Raw genomic sequence first — 17,998 nt, forward strand, 5'->3', positions numbered from 1 at the left:
GCGTCGGCCGAGGCGCTCACCACCCACCTGCTCGGCCACGGTTACTCCACCTTCGCCCTGGCCGGGGACGACGACCGGGGCGACGTCACCCAGCGGGGGCGGCGTCTCGCCGCCCGACCGGCACCCGCCACGGCAGGATCCGGTGGGCAGGGCCTAACCGTTGCGTTCGAGCCAGCGCGCGTAGTGGTCGTCGGCGCGTGCGCGGCCCAGGGCCCGGGCGCGGGCCGGCACACTCTCCTGTGCCCAGCGGTCCAGGCACAGGGCCATTCCGGTCGCGAAGTTCTCGCCGGCCGGGGTCAGTCGCCCACTGCCGAGCAGGGTGCCGGTCACCAGGTGAGCCGCCTCGCGCCAGCGGAAGAACTCCGAGCTCGCGCGCAGGGCCTCGGCCCCGGTCTCCAGGTGGCGCTGGCGCATCCAGAAGCCGGCCACGCCCAGGAAGGCGTAGGCCCCCTGGAGCAGGCCGGGAACGGGACGGGGATCATCACGCCAGGGAGCGTAGTAGCGCCTGCCGTCGTCGGGAAGGGTCAGGGGGACCAGGTCGAGCAGGGCCGAGAGTTTCGCGTGCTGCGTCTCGTGGGTCAGGGTGACCGCGAACGTGGCGGCGTCCGGCGGCGTCGACAGGGCCACGCAGCCGTACGTCTCGCCGGATGTCGAGCTCGACTGGCCCCGGGCCGGGGCGACCAGCGGGGTGAGGACCGTGATCGCCGTGACGACCTCATCGGCCACGGCGCGGTGGTGGCGCACCAGCAGATGCCAGGCTCCCTCCAGCGTCGACTGCCAGCGCTCGGTCTCGGCCTCGGTCAGACGCCCGCCGATGTTCGTGGTCTCCGGCATCCGGTACGGGTCGAGGTCGTCGATGACCAGGTGGAGCGGCACGCCGTCCACCTCGGTGGAGAGCGATCGCAGGCCTCTCCACCCGGGAGCGTCCCGGCCCGGGTCGCGCGGGACGGTGACGATGACCCCGTCCGCGGTGACCTCGGCACCGCCCTCGGCACACTCCACCGTGGCCCACGAGACGGTCGGCGACAGGACCGCCTGGCCCAGAGAGGGCAGCGTGACGACCCCCTCCACCGCGGGCACGTCGATGTCGCAGGCCGTGCCCGAACGGATCGCCGCCGCGGCGGCGAGCGCGGCGAGCTGCCCCGGTGCCGCGTCCTCGGCGTGAGCGTCGAGCATCTTGATTGTCCGCCGCGCCCAGGCGCCCACCGAGGGATGGCGCAGAACGGTGCCGACGGCGCCGGGATGACGGCGCTGTACCGTGGCGAGCAGGTCGTAGGCACGGCGGGTGACGGCGGCGTCCGGGTGGCCGTTCGCGCGCGCGGCCTCCAGCACCCCCCGTACGAGAAGCACGTGCTTGCTGTGCTGCGCCGCGGAGAGCTTGGCGACCGCGGCGGCGCCGCCACCGCCGGCGGCGAGCTTGGAGAACACCCCGGCCGTGATCCGGTGCTCACGCAGGTTCATCGTGTCCCTTCCCCGTCGTTTCGATCGAGCCGACAGATCGGCCTCGACAGTGCTCTTGACGTGCTCGATGAGTCGGAGCAGGTCGGGGGAGTAGACGGAGGGGTTGGCGAAACCATGGCCGGAGCGGTAGCGGTGGGCGTACAACCCTCCTCCGCAGATCCGTGACACCGGGCAGGCCCGGCAGGTGGGGCACAGGGCCAGTTCGCCGATCTGGCGGGCGGCGATCGAGGGAAGGAGCAGGGCGTCGTCGAAGGAGTCACGTGTCACGTGCAGCCCGGTCTCGGGGGCTCCCTGGTAGGCCGACTTCAGCACGTCCGACTGCTCGATGCCGCCGTCGGTCTCCACCACCACCATCCCCGCGGGGGACAGGCCTATCTGCTCGCTCGACGACGACCCGCCGAGCAGCACGTGGATGATCTCGCCGAACAGCCGGACCCGGGTGGGCCTGCGCGCCGCGCCGTACCACCGGTCGAAGATCGGGATGAGCCAGTCCGCGTACGGTGTCGTCTCCTCGTGGGGGAGCCGGCCGGTCGGGGGCGCCGACCAGTTGCCGTGCGGGAGCAGGAAGTCGACGGCCGGGGGATCGAAGGCGAGGAGCGCCTCGTAGACCCCGATCGGGTCGTTTCTGAGGTCGACGGTGCACAGCAGGCCGCTGAAGAGATGCCTGAAGGTGGGCGAGGTCAGCAGCCGGAGGGCTCGGGACACCTCGGCATGGCTGCCGCGGCCGCCTGCGCGCCTGCGGCTGCGGTCGTGCATCGTCTCGTCACCGTCGAGGCTCACCCCGACCCGGACGTCCAGGTCGTCGAGGAGTCGCAGGTAGCTCTCGTCCAGGCGTAGCCCGTTGGTCTGCAGGCTGGCCCTGACCCGGGTGCCGGCGGCCGCCGAACGGATCCGGGTGACGATCTCGCGGATCGCCTCGGGGCCGGCGAGCAGTGGCTCGCCCCCGTGCAGGATGATCTCGATGTCGCGCAGGCCGTGACGGTGGGCGTGCTCGGCGATTCTCGCGGCGGTGGCGGCGACGGTCTCCCGTGACATTTGTTTCGGGCGTGTCAGCCACGACGAATCGGCCATTTCGTACATATAGCAATATTTGCAGGCGAGATCGCACCTGCTGTGGATCTTCAGGATGAACTGCCGGAACGGTGTCGGTCTCCAGCCGTCGGCCATCAGCCTGCCGATGTCGAGAGTCGACGGCCACTCGCGCACCGCTGATCAGCCCCCTGATGAGACCACGTTATGTGATGCCCGAAAGATGCTTCCACGATAGATGATGGCCGGCCGCCGTTCCAGAGACGGATGAAACCCTTCGGTCATGTCGTGGAGACCACTGTTTGTAAGCCTGGAACTTGACTATTTGGGCAAACTCATGCCAGATAGGAAATGGCGCAAGAGAGGTGTGCCGCGTTTGCCTGAGAAACTTGACCCTATAATCCCGTCACCCAGAAGCGTGTTCCCGGCGACGCTCGATGTCAGGGGATTGCTGGAATCAGGGTGGCGACCGGCGGCTTTCCGGCAGTTCATCTTGAAGATCCACAGCAGGTGCGACCTCGCCTGTCGCCACTGCTACGTCTACGAGATGGCGGACCAGTCCTGGAGGGCACAGCCGAGGCGCATGTCGGAGGCGATCGTCGACCGCACGGCGAAGCGCATAGCCGAGCACGCGCTCACCCACGAGCTGGCCGAGGTGGAGGTCGTTCTGCACGGCGGTGAGCCCCTTCTGGCCGGGCCGGATCTCATCTCCTACGCGGTGCGCACCATCAGGGGGGCCGCCGCCGACGTCGGTACCCGCGTCCACGTCGGTGTGCAGACCAACGGGCTGCGCCTGGACGAGAGCTATCTGCGGCTCTTCGACAGCCTGGAGATCCGGGTCGGGGTGAGCCTGGACGGCTACGCGGAGGGTCACGACCGGCACCGGCGCCACGCGGACGGCAGGGGAAGTCACGCGAAGGTGGCGGCCTCGCTCCGCAGGCTGACCGGCGGTCCCTTCCACCACCTGTTCAGCGGCCTGCTGTGCACCGTCGACGTCCGCAACGATCCGCTGGCGACCTACGAGGCGCTTCTGGAGTTCGATCCCCCGGCCGTCGACTTCCTGCTCCCGCACGGCAACTGGTCCACCCCGCCGCCCTTCCGCGTTCCGGAGGCGGGGGTGACGCCGTACGCCGACTGGCTCATCCCGATCTTCGACCGCTGGTACGGATCGGCCGCCGACCAGACGGAGGTCCGGCTGTTCCGCGAGATCATGCGCCTGCTGACGGGAGGCGCCTCGCGCAGCGAGACCGTGGGACTCTCACCCGCCCGGATGGCCGTGGTGGAGACCGACGGCAGCATCGAGCAGTCGGACATCCTGAAGTCCAGTTACCACGGGGCGGCCGCGACCCGCCTGCACCTGCTCCGCGACTCGTTCGACGCCGCGCTCACCCACCCGTCCATGGCCGCCAGGCAGATCGGCGAGCTCGGGCTGGCACCGGTCTGCCTGGCCTGTGACATCCACTCGGTCTGCGGCGGCGGGCTGTACGCGCACAGATACAGCGAGGCCGCCGGCTTTCTGGGACCTTCGGTCTACTGCCCCGACCTGTACCGGCTGATCACCCACATCCGCACCCGGCTCGCGCGGGATGTCGCCAGGCTGAAGGGAAGCCGATGAGGCACGGTTCGCAGCAGGTGTCCGACAAGACGTTTCTCACGCTGGCGGCAGGTGAGGGCGGTGCCGGCGCCGTGGCCGAGCTGCGGGCCGCGCAGCGCGCCAGGAACAGGGTGCTGGTGCGAGGTGTCGTCGGCGAGGCGCGGTCGGCCGGGCATCCCGGTGCCGCCCTGGCGATGCGCGCCTACGGCCTGCTGGCCGATCTGGAGGGGCAGGCGGACGAGGAGGTCGAGCGCCTGCTGAGGTATCCGGCGGTGGGGGCGTGGGCGTGGCGGACCTGCCGGTCCCTGCGGAGCGGGGATGACAGCCGCGACGATCCCGCGCAGCTGGGCGCACTGGCCGTGGTGGTCGCGGTGCGGGCCCGGGTCCGGTGCCGGGTCCGGCTGCCCGTCCGCGACGGCACGATCATGCTGCCGTCCCTGGGGCGCCTCACTCTCCCCGCCGGTGCGCCGGCCACGGTCGACGTCGAGGTGCGGCCGGACGGGGACGGCGCCGAACTCGACGCCGGCGGCCTGACGGTCCGCGTCGACCCCCCGGGCGACCGGCCCGGCTGGCAGGCGCTGTACGGCTGGTCGGTGATCCCGGGGTTCGATCTGGTCGTCGACGACCTCGATCCGTACCGGTGGCCCGTGGAAGAGGTCACCGAGCCGCGGCTCGGCCGCGAGCGGCTCCGCGCGTGGCGGGCGCACCTGGACGACGCGTGGCGCGTCCTGACCGCCCACCACCGGCAGGTGGCGGAGGAGGTGAGCTCCACGGTGTCGGTGCTCACCCCCGTCAAGGCGCCGGACAGGGGGCAGAACAGCGCTTCCACCCGCGAGGCGTTCGGGACCGTCGCGATGTCCGACCCGTGGCACGGCCTGGGGCTCGCCGCCACGCTCGCGCACGAGATCCAGCACGCGAAGCTCACGGCGCTGACCGACGTGATCCCGCTGACCCTGCCGGACGACGGCAGACGCTACTACGCGCCCTGGCGGGATGACCCGCGCCCCGCCTACGGGCTGCTGCAGGGTTCGTACGCCTATCTCGGGGTGGCGGAGTTCTGGCGGAGGCAGCACAGGTTCGAGCGGGACGCCGAGGCGTTCCGGGCACGCGTGGAGCTCGCCCGGTGGAGGCGGGGCGCCTACCAGGTCACCGGCACGCTGCTGGCCAGCGGGAGCCTGAACGAGCGCGGAGAGGAGTTCGTGGCCTGCATGAGGAGAACCCTCGAAGAGTGCGCCGCCGAACCGGTGGACGACCTCGCGGAGGCACAGGCCCTCCGCGAGGCGGAGCAGCACCTCGACGCCTGGCGGAGGCGCAACACCTGACCCCGGCGTGATCAGATCGGCGGGGGGTCGAAGTCGCAGTCGATGCGCCGGCCCTCGCTCGCGAGGATGGCGTCGGGGTGGCCGGCCTCCAGGGGGCGCTCATACTGCCGCATCGTGTCGTGGTACAGCAGCTCGGCCTCCTTCTCCGCGCCGGCGGCTCTCAGGTCGAGGACGAGGTTGCCGGCGCAGGCCAGGCTCAGGAAGTGGTTCTCGCCGAAGAGCTTCCGCAGCCTGTCCAGCGTCTCCCTGCCGAGCTCGCACGCCTGGGTGAACTCTCCCAGGATCGCCAGGTCCGTCTGGAGGCTGATGGCGCACGTCAGCGGGTAGTGGTGCTCCCTGCCGACCTTGGAGATCAGGCCGCGCACCGCCTGCTCGTTCAGCCGGCGGGCCGTCTCGACCTCGCCGCGCAGGCGGTGCAGGATCGCCAGGTTACCGCCGCAGGCGAAGCCGTAGGGGTGCTCCTCGCCGAACACCCGGGGATACAGCGCGACCGTCCTGTTCGCTATCGCGAACGCCTCGTCGAGGTCACCGGTCACCCGCAGGGAGTTGGACAGGTTGATCGCGGCCGCCATCGTGTCGGCGTGCTCGTCTCCGAAGAGCCGCTGGAGCCGGGTGTGCGTGTCACGCGCGAGCTCCAGCGCCTCGGAGACCTCTCCGGCCCGGCGCTTGGCGATCGACAGGTCCTTGGCCGTCAGCAGGGTGAAGTGATGGTCGAGCGTCAGCTCCTGGACGCCGTAGGCGTAGGCCTCCTCGCCCAGGTCGCAGGCCTCGGTGTAGTCGCCGCAGAGCCGTACCGCCCTGGCCAGGCCGTTCCAGGACAGCAGCAGGGTGCTCTTGCCGATGCCCCCCATCGCGTCGCTCATCTCCAGGTACGTCTCCTGGTGCAGCCGTCGTGCCGCCTTGTAGTCACTGGTCAGCGCGTAGTCGAGGGCCAGGCTGTTGAGCACGCGCAACGTGGCGGGGTCGCTGGGGCCCCGGTTGGCGATGTGGGCGTCCCGGGACTCACCGTCCAGCTTGCGGGCGGCGGCGAAGTCACCACGGGCCCGCAGGGAGGCCCCGTACCCGTTGGTCGTCAGGAGCGTCTCGCGGTGGTCGGGGCCGAGGATGGCGCGCATGTCGTCGAGGGTCTGGTGGTCGACCTCGTACGCCGCGGCGTACTGGCCGAGCGCCCGCAGGACATTGCCCAGGTGCCGGTGCGCGACGAGCACGTCCAGGTGCTTCGGCCCGCTGACCTCGGTCCATCTCCGGATGAAGCTGGTGAGGAAGGAGTGGGCCGACTGGTAGTTGCCCGACATGTACAGGTAGCGGACCACGTTGAGGGCGAACTGCCTGGCCGCGGGGTCCGTGCACTCCTCCAGACCGGAGGGGGTGACGTGCGCGACCAACTCCTCGAAGCTGCGCCACCTGTCGGTCTCGTCGGGGTCGTTCGGGGCGCTGCCGGCCAGCAGCACGTGCACCTCGTGCCGGATCTCCGTCTGATCCTCTTCCGGCAGGTCGTCACGGAGCAGCGCCTGGATCAGCCGGTGAACCTGGATCGTGCGGGTGGTGGGCTCGATCCTGGCCAGGGCGAAGCGTCTCAGCTCGCTCAGCGCCGTGGCGAGCAGGATCGGATCAGAAAGGATCTTGCTGAGCCGGGGAACGACGGCCTTGTTGCCCCTGCGGAAGACGTCGCGCGGAATGGGCTCGGGGCCGAAGAAGGCACAGCATCGCAGGAGTGTGATGGCCTCGGGGAGGCGGTCCTGCAGGAGCGACACCGACACCTTCCAGGCCGCCGTCATCGACAGCGGATACCCCGGCGCCCTGTTGACGCCCAGCAGCCTGTTCGCCTGCTCGCCGAGCTGCTCCAGGTACTCGTCGACGGACATGCCGGTCTCGTACTGCAGCGCGCCGGCCTGCTCCAGAGCCAGCGGGAGGTCGCCGAGCTGCTCGGCCAGCCGCGAGGCGTCGTCGTCGGGAACCTCCCGGCGCAGGCGTTTCTTCAGGAACGCCACGCTCTCCTCGCGGGTGAAGACGTCGACCTGGAGGGTCTCGAAGTGGTCCTCCCACTTGGGGTTGCGCGAGGTGATCAGGACGTGACCCGGCCCGCGCGGGATGAACTCCTCGACCTGTCCCGGATCCTCGGCGTTGTCGAAGATCAGCAGCCAGCGGCGGTAGGGGTTGCCGTTCTGCAGCGTCCTGCGCACGGACTCGGCGGCCTCCTCGACACCGGTGGCGGAGGCGGGAGGCAGCCCCAGATGGGGGGCCATCGCAGCCAGCGCGGACGGCACCAGCACGCGCTGGTCGGCGGGGATCCACCAGACGAGGTCGTAGTGCGACCGGTAGCGGTGGGCGTACTCGATGGCCAGGTGTGTTTTGCCGACACCGCCCCACCCCTGCAGTGCCTGGGGCTGGGGCACGACGGCGGTGACGGTGCTGATGCCCTGGCGAAGCCTGACAAGCAGGTCGTCCCGCCCGGTGAAGTTCCTGTTGCGGGGCGGCACCTTCTCCCAGACCTCGGGCTGCCGTTCCGGCACCGTGTTCGCCGCGTGTGAAAGCTCCACCACCTCGGGCCTCCGTTTTTTTAGCCAAAGGGATCGTACGGTCATCCTAAAGGTTGATTCGGCGAGTGGGGTATTACAGAATCGCATAGTAAGAAGAAAGCGGCCTGGATACTTTCGAAAGGGACGTCGTTTCACATTTTTTAGGACGTCCCAAACCCGGGCGGTGGTCGAGGCCGGATCCGGAGCGATGTAAGGGGAGCACGTATGCGCGATGACGGCTCAAGATCAAACATTTTCGTCGACCTTGGAGGCCTCTCCCTGGAGATGCTCGGTGAGATCGAGGACCACTCCCTGCGGAGGGCGCTGGAGCCGCTGTTTCTGGAGACGGCGGAGCCGACGGCCGGATTCACCAGCTCGATCTGAACGGTCACCCTGCCGTTTCACACGGGTCACGGCAGAAAGGTGATCGTGAATCATTCGGCTGCTCCGGGCGTGCCGTCGGGACAAGCGTCGGCGGGACAAGAGGTGCCTTCCCTCGCCGGAGGGATTGACCATGCCAATAGAGTCGTACGGCATCGAGTCCATGATCCGATTGGATCTCTTGCCCGTGAGGTGGTGCCCTGCGTGCATGACATGGGGGAGGCCGAGTGGGAACGCCTGCTCGACCAGTTGAACAGCGGGGACTGCACGCCGTTCCTGGGGTCCGGGGCGTGCGTGGGCACTCTGCCGACCGGGACCGCGCTGAGCCGCGACATGGCGCGCCGATGGGACTATCCGTTCGACGACGACCATGATCTCCCGCGGGTGACGCAGTTCGCGGTGATGCGATATGGGGATTCGGTATATGTGAAGAGGCGGATCTGCGACGAGCTCGACGCCGGGGGCGCGCCTGACTTCCTCGACCCCCTCGAACCGCACGGTCTGCTCGCGAGCTTCCCACTTCCGGTATATCTGACGACAAACTACGACGACTTCATCCTGCGCTCACTCGAAGCCGTGGGAAAAAGACCGAATGTGGCCGTCTGTCCATGGAACAAAGGACTGGCCTACGCCGAGGATCTGTTCAGCAGCGAGGCGGGCTGGAATCCCAGGCCCGAGGCCCCGCTCATCTATCACCTGCACGGCAGCCTGCAGGATCCGGCGTCGATAGTGCTGGCGGAGGACGACTATCTGGAGTTTCTCACCAACCTCGCCGTGGACGGTGTCGCGGGCGGCCAGCGGATGCTGCCCACCTCCATTCTCGCGGCGCTGACCAGGAGACCCCTGCTGTTCATCGGATACAGCCTGCAGGACTGGACATTTCGCGTGCTTTTCCATGGGTTGTTGAAAGCCGTTCCCGGAATCAACCGCCGCAGGCACGTGAGCGTCCAGCTCGCCCCCTCGCTCGCCAGCACGAAGGCGGACGTGCTGGAAGTCCAGCGTCAGCTGGCCAGATACTACGAAGACTGGCGGATCTCCATCTTCTGGGGGACGGCGGAGGAGTTCTGCCGTGAGCTGCGCCGGCGGATGGGACCGGTGCCGTGACCTCTGATGTGACCTCCGACCTTGTCCGGCCGGACGCGGCCGGCCGGCCGTACGTCGGCCTGCGGGCCTTCCGCCGCGAGGACCGAGCCAAGTTCTTCGGCCGCGACAGGGAGGCGCACGAGGTCTCCGACCTGTGGCAGGCCGGGCGCCTGACCGTGCTGTACGGGCCGTCGGGCGTGGGCAAGACCTCGCTGATCCAGGCGGGCGTGCTCCCACTGCTGGACACCGGCAGGACCGACGTCCTGCCGATAGGCAGGGTGTCGCACGGCTCGCCCTTCCCCTCGGCCGCGCTCTCCCGGCACAACCCGCACGTGTTCGCGCTGCTGTCGTCGTGGTCTCCCACCGAGACGCCCACCCGGCTGGCGGGGCTGACGATCCGTGAGTTCCTCAGCCGGCGCCCGCCGCGCCAGGACCCCTACGGCGACCCGGTCCTCACCCTGGCCGCGATCGACCAGGCCGAGGAGCTCTTCGGGGACTTCGCCCACCGCCAGCCGTACCGGGAATGGTTCATCGGCCAGCTCGTCGAGGCGCTGGACGACGACCCGAACCTGCGTCTTCTCATCTCGATCCGCGAGGACTACCTCGCCGCGATCCTTCCCCACGAGCCGAAGCTGGCGGGCATGGCCAGGAGCCGTTTCTCCCTGACCGCCCTTGACACGGGCGCCGCGGTCCGGGCGACCGAGGGCCCGCTGGAGGGAACGGGACGCTCGTTCGCCCCGGGCGCGGCGCGTGGCCTGGTGGACGACCTCCGCATGATCAGGGTCGGCAGGGCGCTGGGCGAGGAGGTCGTCGCCGACGCCAAGGTGGTCGAGCCCGTCCAGTTGCAGGTCGTGTGCTCGGCCATGTGGCATTCCCTGCCCGAGGACGTGCGGGTCATCTCCTCGGACCACGTCCGCAGGTTCGCCAACGCCGATCGTTCCCTCACCGACTTCTCCGAGCGAATGATCACCGAGGTGGCCCACGACCACTTCGGAGACGACGTCGCCGAGCTCAGGAGCTGGCTGCGCCGCTGCTTCATCACCGAACTCGGCACCCGCGAGGTCGTCTACCAGGGGGAGACCGTCACCGCCGGCATGCCGAACGCGGTGGTCAGGGCACTGGTGGACCGCCACATCCTGCGTGAGGACATCAAGGCGGGCACGCGCTGGTGCGAGCTGTCGCACGAGCGTCTCATCCAGCCGATCCTGCAGAACGACCGCCTCGTCGTGCAGGCCGAGAGCCGGGCCCTTCCCGACGACTACCTGCGGGCCGCCGAGCTCTCGTTCCGCGACGGGGAGTTCGCGCTGGCCGCCAAACAGGCCGAGGAGGCTCTGGAGCGGTGTGGCGACAACACCAGGATCCGCGCGGAGATCGAGTCCTTTCTCGGCAACGTGGCGCACCGGCGGGAGGACTTCGAGAAGGCCGTGTCGCACTACCGCACCGCCGCGGTCCTCTTCGAGACGCTGGGGGCGACCTCGGCCGTCGGCGGCCTTCTCGCCGGGATCGGCCGGCTGCGGCTGGCCCAGGGGCGCCCCTCGGTCGCGGTGCGGGAGCTGTACTCGGCGATACGCCGCGTCCCCAACGACATGAGCATCCAGACCGAGCTCGCCTGGGCACTCTGGTACGACGGCCATCCCGATGCGGCACGTGACGTTCTCAACGACGTTCTGGGAAGGGAGGGAAACCTCACCGAGGCGTTGCGGGCGCGGGGCGAGATCCTCGCCGGGCTCGGCCAGGCGGAAGCGGCGTTGCGCGACCTCGACCGGGTCAGACCGCTGCAGTGGCCCTCCACCCGGGCCGCCCACGCCCTCGCGCTGGCCCTGCTGGGGCGCTTCCCCGAGGCGAGGCGGGAGATCAGGGCTGTGCTGACCGAGGTGGGAGATCACGGTCCGGTGCTGCTGTATGCCGCCCGGATCGAGGCTCTGGCCGGCGACGCCTCGGCGGCGGCCGATCTGGCCCGGAGGGCGGGGACGGCGAGGGCGCCCACCCTCCCTGCCCATCTCGCGGCCGAAGCGGCTCGGTTGGTCGCCACGTCGTGAGCGCCCGCGTGGCCGCGTGGGCCCCGGTCGCCCGGGCCTCCCTGGCCGTCCCGGCGAGGCCGAGCCGCCTATGGAGGTTCAGCAGTGCCACGAGCGTCACCACCAGGGCGACACAGAACATCAGGCCGGCCAGGATGACGGCCGCCATCCGGACGCCCGCCACGGCGACCAGGGTCCCGCCGAGGGGGGCCGCGACGCACACGGCGCTGTACGTGACGAGCCGGTGCACGCTCATCACCCGCCCGAGCTTGCCCTTGTCGACGGTGTCGACCTCGAAGGTCCTGATGGCCACGTTGCTGAGCGCCCCGGTGCACCCGGTCAGCAGTATCGCGAGCCCGAAGAAGATCGGCCCGGCACCGTACGCCGCGATGAGGAGCGCCAGCACCCAGATCCACAGCTGGGCGAAGAGCGTGGAGTTCCTCGGCTTGAGCTTGAGGTAGGGAGCCAGGCTCGATCCCGCCACCCCGCCCATCCCCCCGGCGGCCAGTACCAGGCCGACCTCGTAGGAGGGCAGGTTCGCCGACCCGGCAATGAAGATCATGATGAGCGCGTTGACCATCAGATTGGTGACCATGGTCAGGGCCATGGCCTTGCGCAGGAACGGGTGCCTCGCCAGTTCGTTGAAGCCGTCGGCGATCTCTCGCAGCAGGTGCCGTCCCGCCAGGCTTCTGAGCCCGTCGACGAGCCCGCCGGCGATCTCGCGGATCGTGTGCGACCGAGGCCGGCGCCCTCTCCCTCCGCCCGCCACGCTCAGCGGGGACAGCAGCGCCAGGAAGAACAGCGCGGAGTTCACCGCGAAGGACGCCACCTGCATGATCCCGAAAAGCCACCCGCCCAGTGGCCTGCCCGCCAGCACCGCGACGTGCGAGATCGTCTCGCTCCTGGCCATCGCGACGGAGACCTGGTCCCTCGGGACGAGGGACGAGATCAAGGCCGTCTCCGCCAGCGAGTAGACGACCCACAGCGTGCCCTCCAGGAAGGCCGCCACCAGTAGGTGCGGGAGCGACGGCCAGTCGAGGGCGAGTGCGAGGAACACGCTGAAGACGGCCAGCCCCCGCAGGGTCTCGGTGAGGAGCATGAGCGAGCGCGGGTTCACCCGGTCGGCCAGGACGCCCGCCGGAATGTAGAAGATCAGGACCGGAAACGTCAGGGCGAAGCTGGTCCAGCCCGCCTGCACCGGAGATCCGGTCAAGGCCAGTGCCAGGAGGGGATAGGCGACGCTCACGGCTCGTGATCCCACGGTGGAGAACGTCAGTCCCAGCCAGACCCGGGCGAATTTTCTCATCGGCTAGTTCGAAGTCGCTCTCTAATCCCTGGCCTTATCACGACTTAGCCGCCCGCCGTCCCCATCCGCGTCCCTGGGGACACTTCACAAGGCGACGGAGGATAGAGCTATCCCGACTCCCACCAGATGGCGTTTCCTTACGAAAAGTCGCAGGATTCAACAACAACGAGAGCCCGTTTCAGGGAAACGGGCCCCAGCGGTGTCGCTAAGTCACTTGAGTCCCAAAAGCATAGCGCCGAAAAAGAGCAGCCGGGAAAGGTCGGTCATTCCCGTGCCGAGAAAGGGGACGTTTCGGAATCCTTGGTGGAAATTACAGGTCGTCGACGGCGCTCGGTGGCCGAATCGACGCGACCGGTGAGCGGCCCCCGGGGGTGGGGGCCGCCTATGCCGGTTTCGGTCGCCGCGGACGGCCGGTTCCCGGGGGCGGAAATCACTCCGAGGGGGCCGGAAGTTCAGGCGGGCAGCTGGGCGTCCAGGCGGTAGCCGTCCACGGTGACGTAGACCTGGTCGCCCGGCCGGGCGTTCAGGCGCATCAGGACGGGTTGCAGGGAGTCGAAGACAGGGTGGTCCCGCCAGACCAGGACCACCGCGTTGTCACCGGGGCCGGTGACCGAAAGCAGCGTGCCGGGACGCATGCCCAGCCGGGTGGCGTACCCCTCGGGCACGGCCACGGGACCGCCCCGCAGGTGGTCGCTGGTCACCTCGATGCGCTGCCAGCGGCTCGGGTCGGCCGACGGGCTCGCGGGCGGGTGGAGCGGAGCCCGCTGGCTGGTGATCAGGTGCGGCCGGGTGTTACCGCCGGACAGGGCCGACAGCGTGGCCAGGGCGGCGCGGGGATCGATGCTGCCGGTGTTCACCTGCGGTATCGGCTGGCCGCCGCGGTGGTGGTGGCCGTTGGCCCCCGGAGTGCGGCGAGGCAGCTGCCTGGTCGCCTCGGCGGCGGCCTCCTGGGCAGGCGTCTCCTGCCCGCTCGCGGCCAGGGCGTCCAGCCAGGCCTGGGCCGAGTGGGCCCGGATGCCGAGCTGGTGCTCCATGAGCGCGACCGCGTCGGCGTCGATCGGCTTGTTCGCCAGGAGCTGGCGGGTCCGGTCGCGCAGGCCGCCCAGATCGCCCACGACGAGCCAGTCGTCCTGGAGCCGCCGATCGGGCATGAGCGTGACCAGCACCCGCCAGAGCGGGGTCTGGAGGGTGGGGACCTCGATCGGGTGCGCGGGGTCCGCGCCGATGAGCTGGTCCTTGGTGGCGGCGGCGCCCAGCCACTCGGTCAGCCCGAACATGTGCCCGGTCAGCGGTGCGGACTCCGAGGAGCGCAGCCAGAGCAGGATGCGTTCCTCGGCGGTGCGCTGGGCCGCGGAGAGCGCGTCGCGGTCGGCGTTCAGCTTGTGCGCGAGCGCGCGCAGGCTGATCGGGTCGACCGCGAAGAGCCGTTCCACGGCGACCGCGCGCTCCAGCGGGCTCCAGTCGCGGAACATGTTGTCCACCAGGCGCACCAGCGGATAGTCGCTGAGGCGCACCGGAGGTTTGGCGGCGGGGGGTTCGGCGGCGGGGGCGACCGGCTCCGGGGCCGGCGACTGGCGCTGCTCCTGCGGCGCGGGCGGCTGGGCCGGGACCGGTGGCGCGGGCGGCTGGGCCGGGATCGGTGGCGCGGGCGGCTGGGCCGGGATCGGTGGCGCGGGCACCTGCGCGGGGGCCTGTTCCTGTGCCGGGGACTGAGCCTGGGCGGCCGGCACGGCCTGTTCGGCGAGCCCCGGGGTACGGCTGAGCACCTCGCGGAACATGGCGGTGACCAGGACCTCGGGAGAGGCGGGCATCGCGGGCCCGCTCAGGTCTCCCGCGGTCAGGCGACGCAGGCGACTCCAGCCGCCCAGCCCGGTGATGGCCAGGCGCGCGGGCTCCGGCCAGCCCGGCAGGGTGGGGTCGACCGTGTGCACGTGCAGGGCGGGCAGCACGTCGCTCAGCGGAAGGTGGTCCCAGCGCGACAGCGAGAGCCGGGCCAGCCTGTCGCAGACCCAGTCGAGCCCGGCGGAGCCGAGGGCCTTGGGCAGGGTGACCGAGGACCACCAGCCGGCGGGCAGCCGGGGGTCGGCCAGGGCTTCGGCGACTTGCTGGGGACGGCTCCAGCGCAGGGCTGGGACCAGATCACTCAGGCAGATCGATGACTCGGCATCCATCGGCGGACCGCAACCTCCCCAAAGTGACGCGTGTGGCTAATGGTGCAGCTTACGCCGCAAGCTATCAATTGGTGTTAAGAGGGTAAAGCTCGTTCGTACCCAACTCCGACGGAAGGATACGTGGGCGGCCCCCCAGGACCGTCACGGCCTCCGCTCCGGCACGGCGTCCGGCGTCCAGCGCGGCCTCGTCGTCGGCCCCGCTCAGCAGGGCCGTGAGCAACCCCGCGGCGAACGCGTCCCCCGCTCCAATGGAGTCAATCACCTCGGTGGTGAGTGCGGGAACCCGGGCGGCCAACTTTCCGTTCCTGGCCATCAGCGCGCCGCGGGAGCCGAGTTTCACCGCCGCCGCGCCGTAGCGCAGGCTCAGGATCTCCGCCGCGCCCTCGGCCGAGGTCTCGCGGGTGAGCAGCAGCGCCTCGTCCAGATTGGGGATGATCAGCTGGGCGGTCAGGGTCTCCTGGATGAACCGCTCGGCGCCGAACGAGCGCAGGAATCCGGTCGAGGCGGGGTCCACGCTGATCGAGACGCCGCGCCGGGACGCCTCGGCCATGGCCAGCCGGGAAAGCTGGAGCCCCGGCTCGGCGAACAGCGTGTATCCGGACAGGTGGAGGTGGCCCACCCCCTCCAGCAGGCTCTCGTCCCAGTCGCCCGTGCCGATGTGCCCGCCCGCGCCCCGGTTGGTGAGCATGGAACGCTCCCCGGTCACGTCGACCATGGCGATCACCACGGCCGTCGGCCGGTCGGGGTCGACCCGCAGGTGCGGCCGTACCCCGAAGCGCCGCAGCTCGGCGGCGTGCCAGTCGGCGGTGTCGAAGCCGACCCGGGTCAGGATGCGGGTGTCGGCGCCCAGCCGGGCGGCCCAGGAGGCCGTGTTGGCCCCCGAGCCGCCGGGACGCAGCACGATGTCGGCGGCGGTGTCCGTGCCGACGGCCAGGCCGCTTCTGGCCGACCCGCCGTGCAGCGCGACGACGTCGGTCACCACGTCGCCGATGACCAGTAGACCCGTTCCGGTCATGGTTTCCTCAGTTTCCCCGGCTCCAGGAGGCCGCGATCTGCCCGGCGAGGCGGACGTTGCCCCGCACCGCGGCCAGGTTCGCCTCGAGTGAGGCTCCGGCGGTGCCGCGTACCAGGTAACCCAGGAGGAACGGGGTGATGGCCTGGCCGGTGACCTTCTGTTCTTCGGCGGCCGCGAGAGCCTCGGCGAGCACCCGGTCGTGCAGTTCGGGGTCGAGCTGCTCCGACAGCGGCACCGGGTTGGCGACGATCAGCGCGCTCTCCGGACCGCCCAGCGCGTCCTGGGCCCGCATGATGTCCGCGGCCTCGGCCGGGGTCTCGATCCGCCAGTCGATCGGCTCGCCAGAGGTGTGCAGGTAGAAGCCGGGGAACTCGTCGGTACGGAACCCCGCGACCGTGACGCTACGGGTCTCCAGCCGCTGCAGGGTGGCCCCGACGTCCAGGATCGACTTCACGCCCGCGCAGACCACGGTGATGCGGGTCCGGCTCAGCATGTCGAGGTCGGCCGACTCGTCCTGGCTGTCGGTCCATCCGCGGTGCACACCGCCGAGACCGCCGGTGGCGAAGATCCGGATGCCCGCCCTGGCGGCCAGGAACGAGGTGGCGGAGACCGTGGTCGCCCCGCTCGCCCCGAGCGCGGCGGCGGCGGGCAGATCGCGGAAGCCCAGCTTGCGAAGCCCGGGCTCGCCGGCGATGCGCTCCAGCTGGCTCTTGTCGAGACCGATGCGCGCCACCCCGTCCAGTACCGCGATCGTCGCCGGTACCGCCCCGGCCTCGCGGACGAGCTGCTCCAGCTCCAGCGCGACCTCGAGGTTGCGGGGCTGGGGCAGGCCGTGCGAGATGATCGTGGATTCCAGGGCCACGATCGGGGCGCCCTGCTCCAGCGCCTCGGCCACCTCACTCGAGGGGCTCGGCATGCCGGCGAGGGACTGTCGGGTGGTACGCATGAGCTGGTTCTGTCTCCTTGTCCGAGGTCGTAATCATTGCTTGCTTTTGGAACGGTGTAAACGACACCGTCTTCCCCAAAAAGAGCACGTTACGGCGGTTGCCGGGAGACGTCCACCTAAAGATCAGCTAATGAGTAGGGTTCCGATCAGTGAGATCCCGCCGATGATGGCCGTGGAGATCCCGCCCAGGAGCAGCGACCGCCCGCCCCGCACGAGCTTTCGGAGATCGACACCGGTGCCCAGGGCGAAGAGCGCCGCGGCGAGCAGCGTCGCCGTCAGCCCGGGGACGGCCCGGATGACCTCGGGCGGTACCGCGCCCAGGCTCCGCGCCGCCACGGCCACGACGAACCCGGCGACGAACAGCGGCAGCACCGGCGGCCGGCCCGCCGCCCGCCCGGTCCCGGGGGGTTCCGTCGAGGTACGGCGCAGGGCGGCGGAGGTGAGGCCGACGATCGGGGCCAGCAGCACCACCCGGGCCAGCTTGACGGCCACCGCGCTCACCAGAACCCCCGCTCCGGCCGCCGCGCCGATGGCCGCGACCTGTGCGACCTCGTGAACCGAGGCGCCGGCCCAGATGCCCAGTTGGTGCGGTGTCAGGCCCAGCGATCCCGCGAGCAGTGGCAGCGCGACGATCGAGGCGCTGCCGTACAGGACGACCACGCCGACCGCGGCCGCCACGTCGTCGTCGTCGCTTCCCGCGACCTCGTGCATGGCGGCCACGGCCGCCGCCCCGCAGACGGACACGCCGGTCGCGATCAGCAGGGACCTGCGCGGGCTCACCCCGACCAGGCCTCCGATCCACCGCGTCGCCGCGAACGTGACACCGGTCCCCGCCGCGACCACCGCCAGCACCGGCCAGCCGAGCGCCAGCAGTTCCGGCAGCGCGATCTGCAGCCCGAGCAGCACGATCGCCAGGCGGAGCACCCGGCGGGAGACGAACCTCAGCCCGGGGGCCAGCGAACGGTGCAGGCCGCCGAGGTTGGTGAGCGCGACCCCGAGCGCCACCGCGATCACGGCGGCGCTCACCTCGGGAACGATCCGGGCGATGGCCGTGGCCAGCAGCACCGCGACGGCCACCGCCCCGAGCCCGGGCACGAGCGTCCCGAGCCCCGATGTCGTCGCCGGTGCCCGCCCCGTCGCAGCGGGCGCCGGG

The 17,998-nt window shown here is 70.4% G+C and carries 11 protein-coding genes and 1 pseudogene; 5 read left to right on the forward strand and 7 right to left on the reverse strand.

Annotation, left to right across the window (positions count from 1 at the left end):
• Positions 1-153: 153 nt before the first annotated feature.
• Positions 154-2,628, reverse strand: a complete 2,475-nt coding sequence (locus ACWD3H_RS04010; protein ID WP_451954146.1) for an FxsB family cyclophane-forming radical SAM/SPASM peptide maturase — start codon at positions 2,626-2,628, stop codon at positions 154-156.
• 199 nt (positions 2,629-2,827) lie between these two features.
• On the opposite strand from ACWD3H_RS04010, the gene ACWD3H_RS04015 reads away from it, so the two are divergent.
• Together ACWD3H_RS04015 and ACWD3H_RS04020 are read left to right on the forward strand one after the other, a co-directional pair.
• On the forward strand, positions 2,828-4,105 hold the full coding sequence (locus tag ACWD3H_RS04015; protein WP_451935883.1) for an FxsB family cyclophane-forming radical SAM/SPASM peptide maturase: 1,278 nt from the start codon (positions 2,828-2,830) through the stop codon (positions 4,103-4,105).
• On the forward strand, positions 4,102-5,406 hold the full coding sequence (locus tag ACWD3H_RS04020; RefSeq protein ID WP_451953945.1) for an HEXXH motif domain-containing protein: 1,305 nt from the start codon (positions 4,102-4,104) through the stop codon (positions 5,404-5,406). Before ACWD3H_RS04015 ends, ACWD3H_RS04020 begins: the two co-directional genes overlap by 4 nt.
• A gap of 11 nt (positions 5,407-5,417) precedes the next feature.
• On the opposite strand, the gene fxsT is transcribed toward ACWD3H_RS04020, so the two are convergent.
• Complete coding sequence (gene fxsT, locus ACWD3H_RS04025) at positions 5,418-7,949, reverse strand: FxSxx-COOH system tetratricopeptide repeat protein (RefSeq protein WP_451953946.1); 2,532 nt, start codon at positions 7,947-7,949, stop codon at positions 5,418-5,420.
• Positions 7,950-8,150: 201 nt separating this feature from the next.
• Between fxsT and ACWD3H_RS04030 the strand changes: the two genes are divergently transcribed.
• From ACWD3H_RS04030 to ACWD3H_RS04040, 3 genes are all read left to right on the forward strand, one after another.
• Entirely contained in the window at positions 8,151-8,309 is a 159-nt protein-coding gene (locus ACWD3H_RS04030; protein WP_343977558.1) for a hypothetical protein, read from the forward strand.
• A gap of 210 nt (positions 8,310-8,519) precedes the next feature.
• On the forward strand, positions 8,520-9,410 hold the full coding sequence (locus ACWD3H_RS04035; RefSeq protein ID WP_245651495.1) for an SIR2 family NAD-dependent protein deacylase: 891 nt from the start codon (positions 8,520-8,522) through the stop codon (positions 9,408-9,410).
• The gene (locus ACWD3H_RS04040) at positions 9,407-11,428 is read left to right on the forward strand and encodes an nSTAND1 domain-containing NTPase (RefSeq protein WP_451953947.1); all 2,022 of its coding nucleotides are present in this window, start codon (positions 9,407-9,409) and stop codon (positions 11,426-11,428) included. The genes ACWD3H_RS04035 and ACWD3H_RS04040 overlap by 4 nt, the downstream gene beginning before the upstream one ends.
• A gap of 91 nt (positions 11,429-11,519) precedes the next feature.
• Here ACWD3H_RS04040 and ACWD3H_RS04045 read toward each other — a convergent pair.
• From ACWD3H_RS04045 to ACWD3H_RS04065, 5 genes and pseudogenes are all read right to left on the reverse strand, one after another.
• A pseudogene (locus tag ACWD3H_RS04045) lies at positions 11,520-12,713 on the reverse strand (MFS transporter); the annotation flags it as partial.
• A 452-nt stretch (positions 12,714-13,165) separates the two neighbouring features.
• Positions 13,166-14,884: a hypothetical protein gene (locus ACWD3H_RS04050; protein ID WP_451953948.1), complete on the reverse strand. Its 1,719-nt coding sequence runs from the start codon at positions 14,882-14,884 to the stop codon at positions 13,166-13,168.
• A gap of 64 nt (positions 14,885-14,948) precedes the next feature.
• Positions 14,949-15,899 (reverse strand): carbohydrate kinase family protein, encoded by a 951-nt coding sequence (locus ACWD3H_RS04055; RefSeq protein ID WP_355554786.1) that lies wholly within the window; start codon positions 15,897-15,899, stop codon positions 14,949-14,951.
• Between the two features lie 7 nt (positions 15,900-15,906).
• Positions 15,907-16,845: a pseudouridine-5'-phosphate glycosidase gene (locus ACWD3H_RS04060; protein WP_451953949.1), complete on the reverse strand. Its 939-nt coding sequence runs from the start codon at positions 16,843-16,845 to the stop codon at positions 15,907-15,909.
• A 123-nt stretch (positions 16,846-16,968) separates the two neighbouring features.
• Positions 16,969-17,940 carry a YeiH family protein gene (locus tag ACWD3H_RS04065; RefSeq protein WP_451953950.1) on the reverse strand — a complete coding sequence of 324 codons (972 nt, stop codon included), beginning with the start codon at positions 17,938-17,940 and terminating at the stop codon, positions 16,969-16,971.
• Positions 17,941-17,998: the final 58 nt, after the last annotated feature.

The sequence above is a fragment of the Streptosporangium sp. NPDC002607 genome (genome assembly GCF_053592655.1).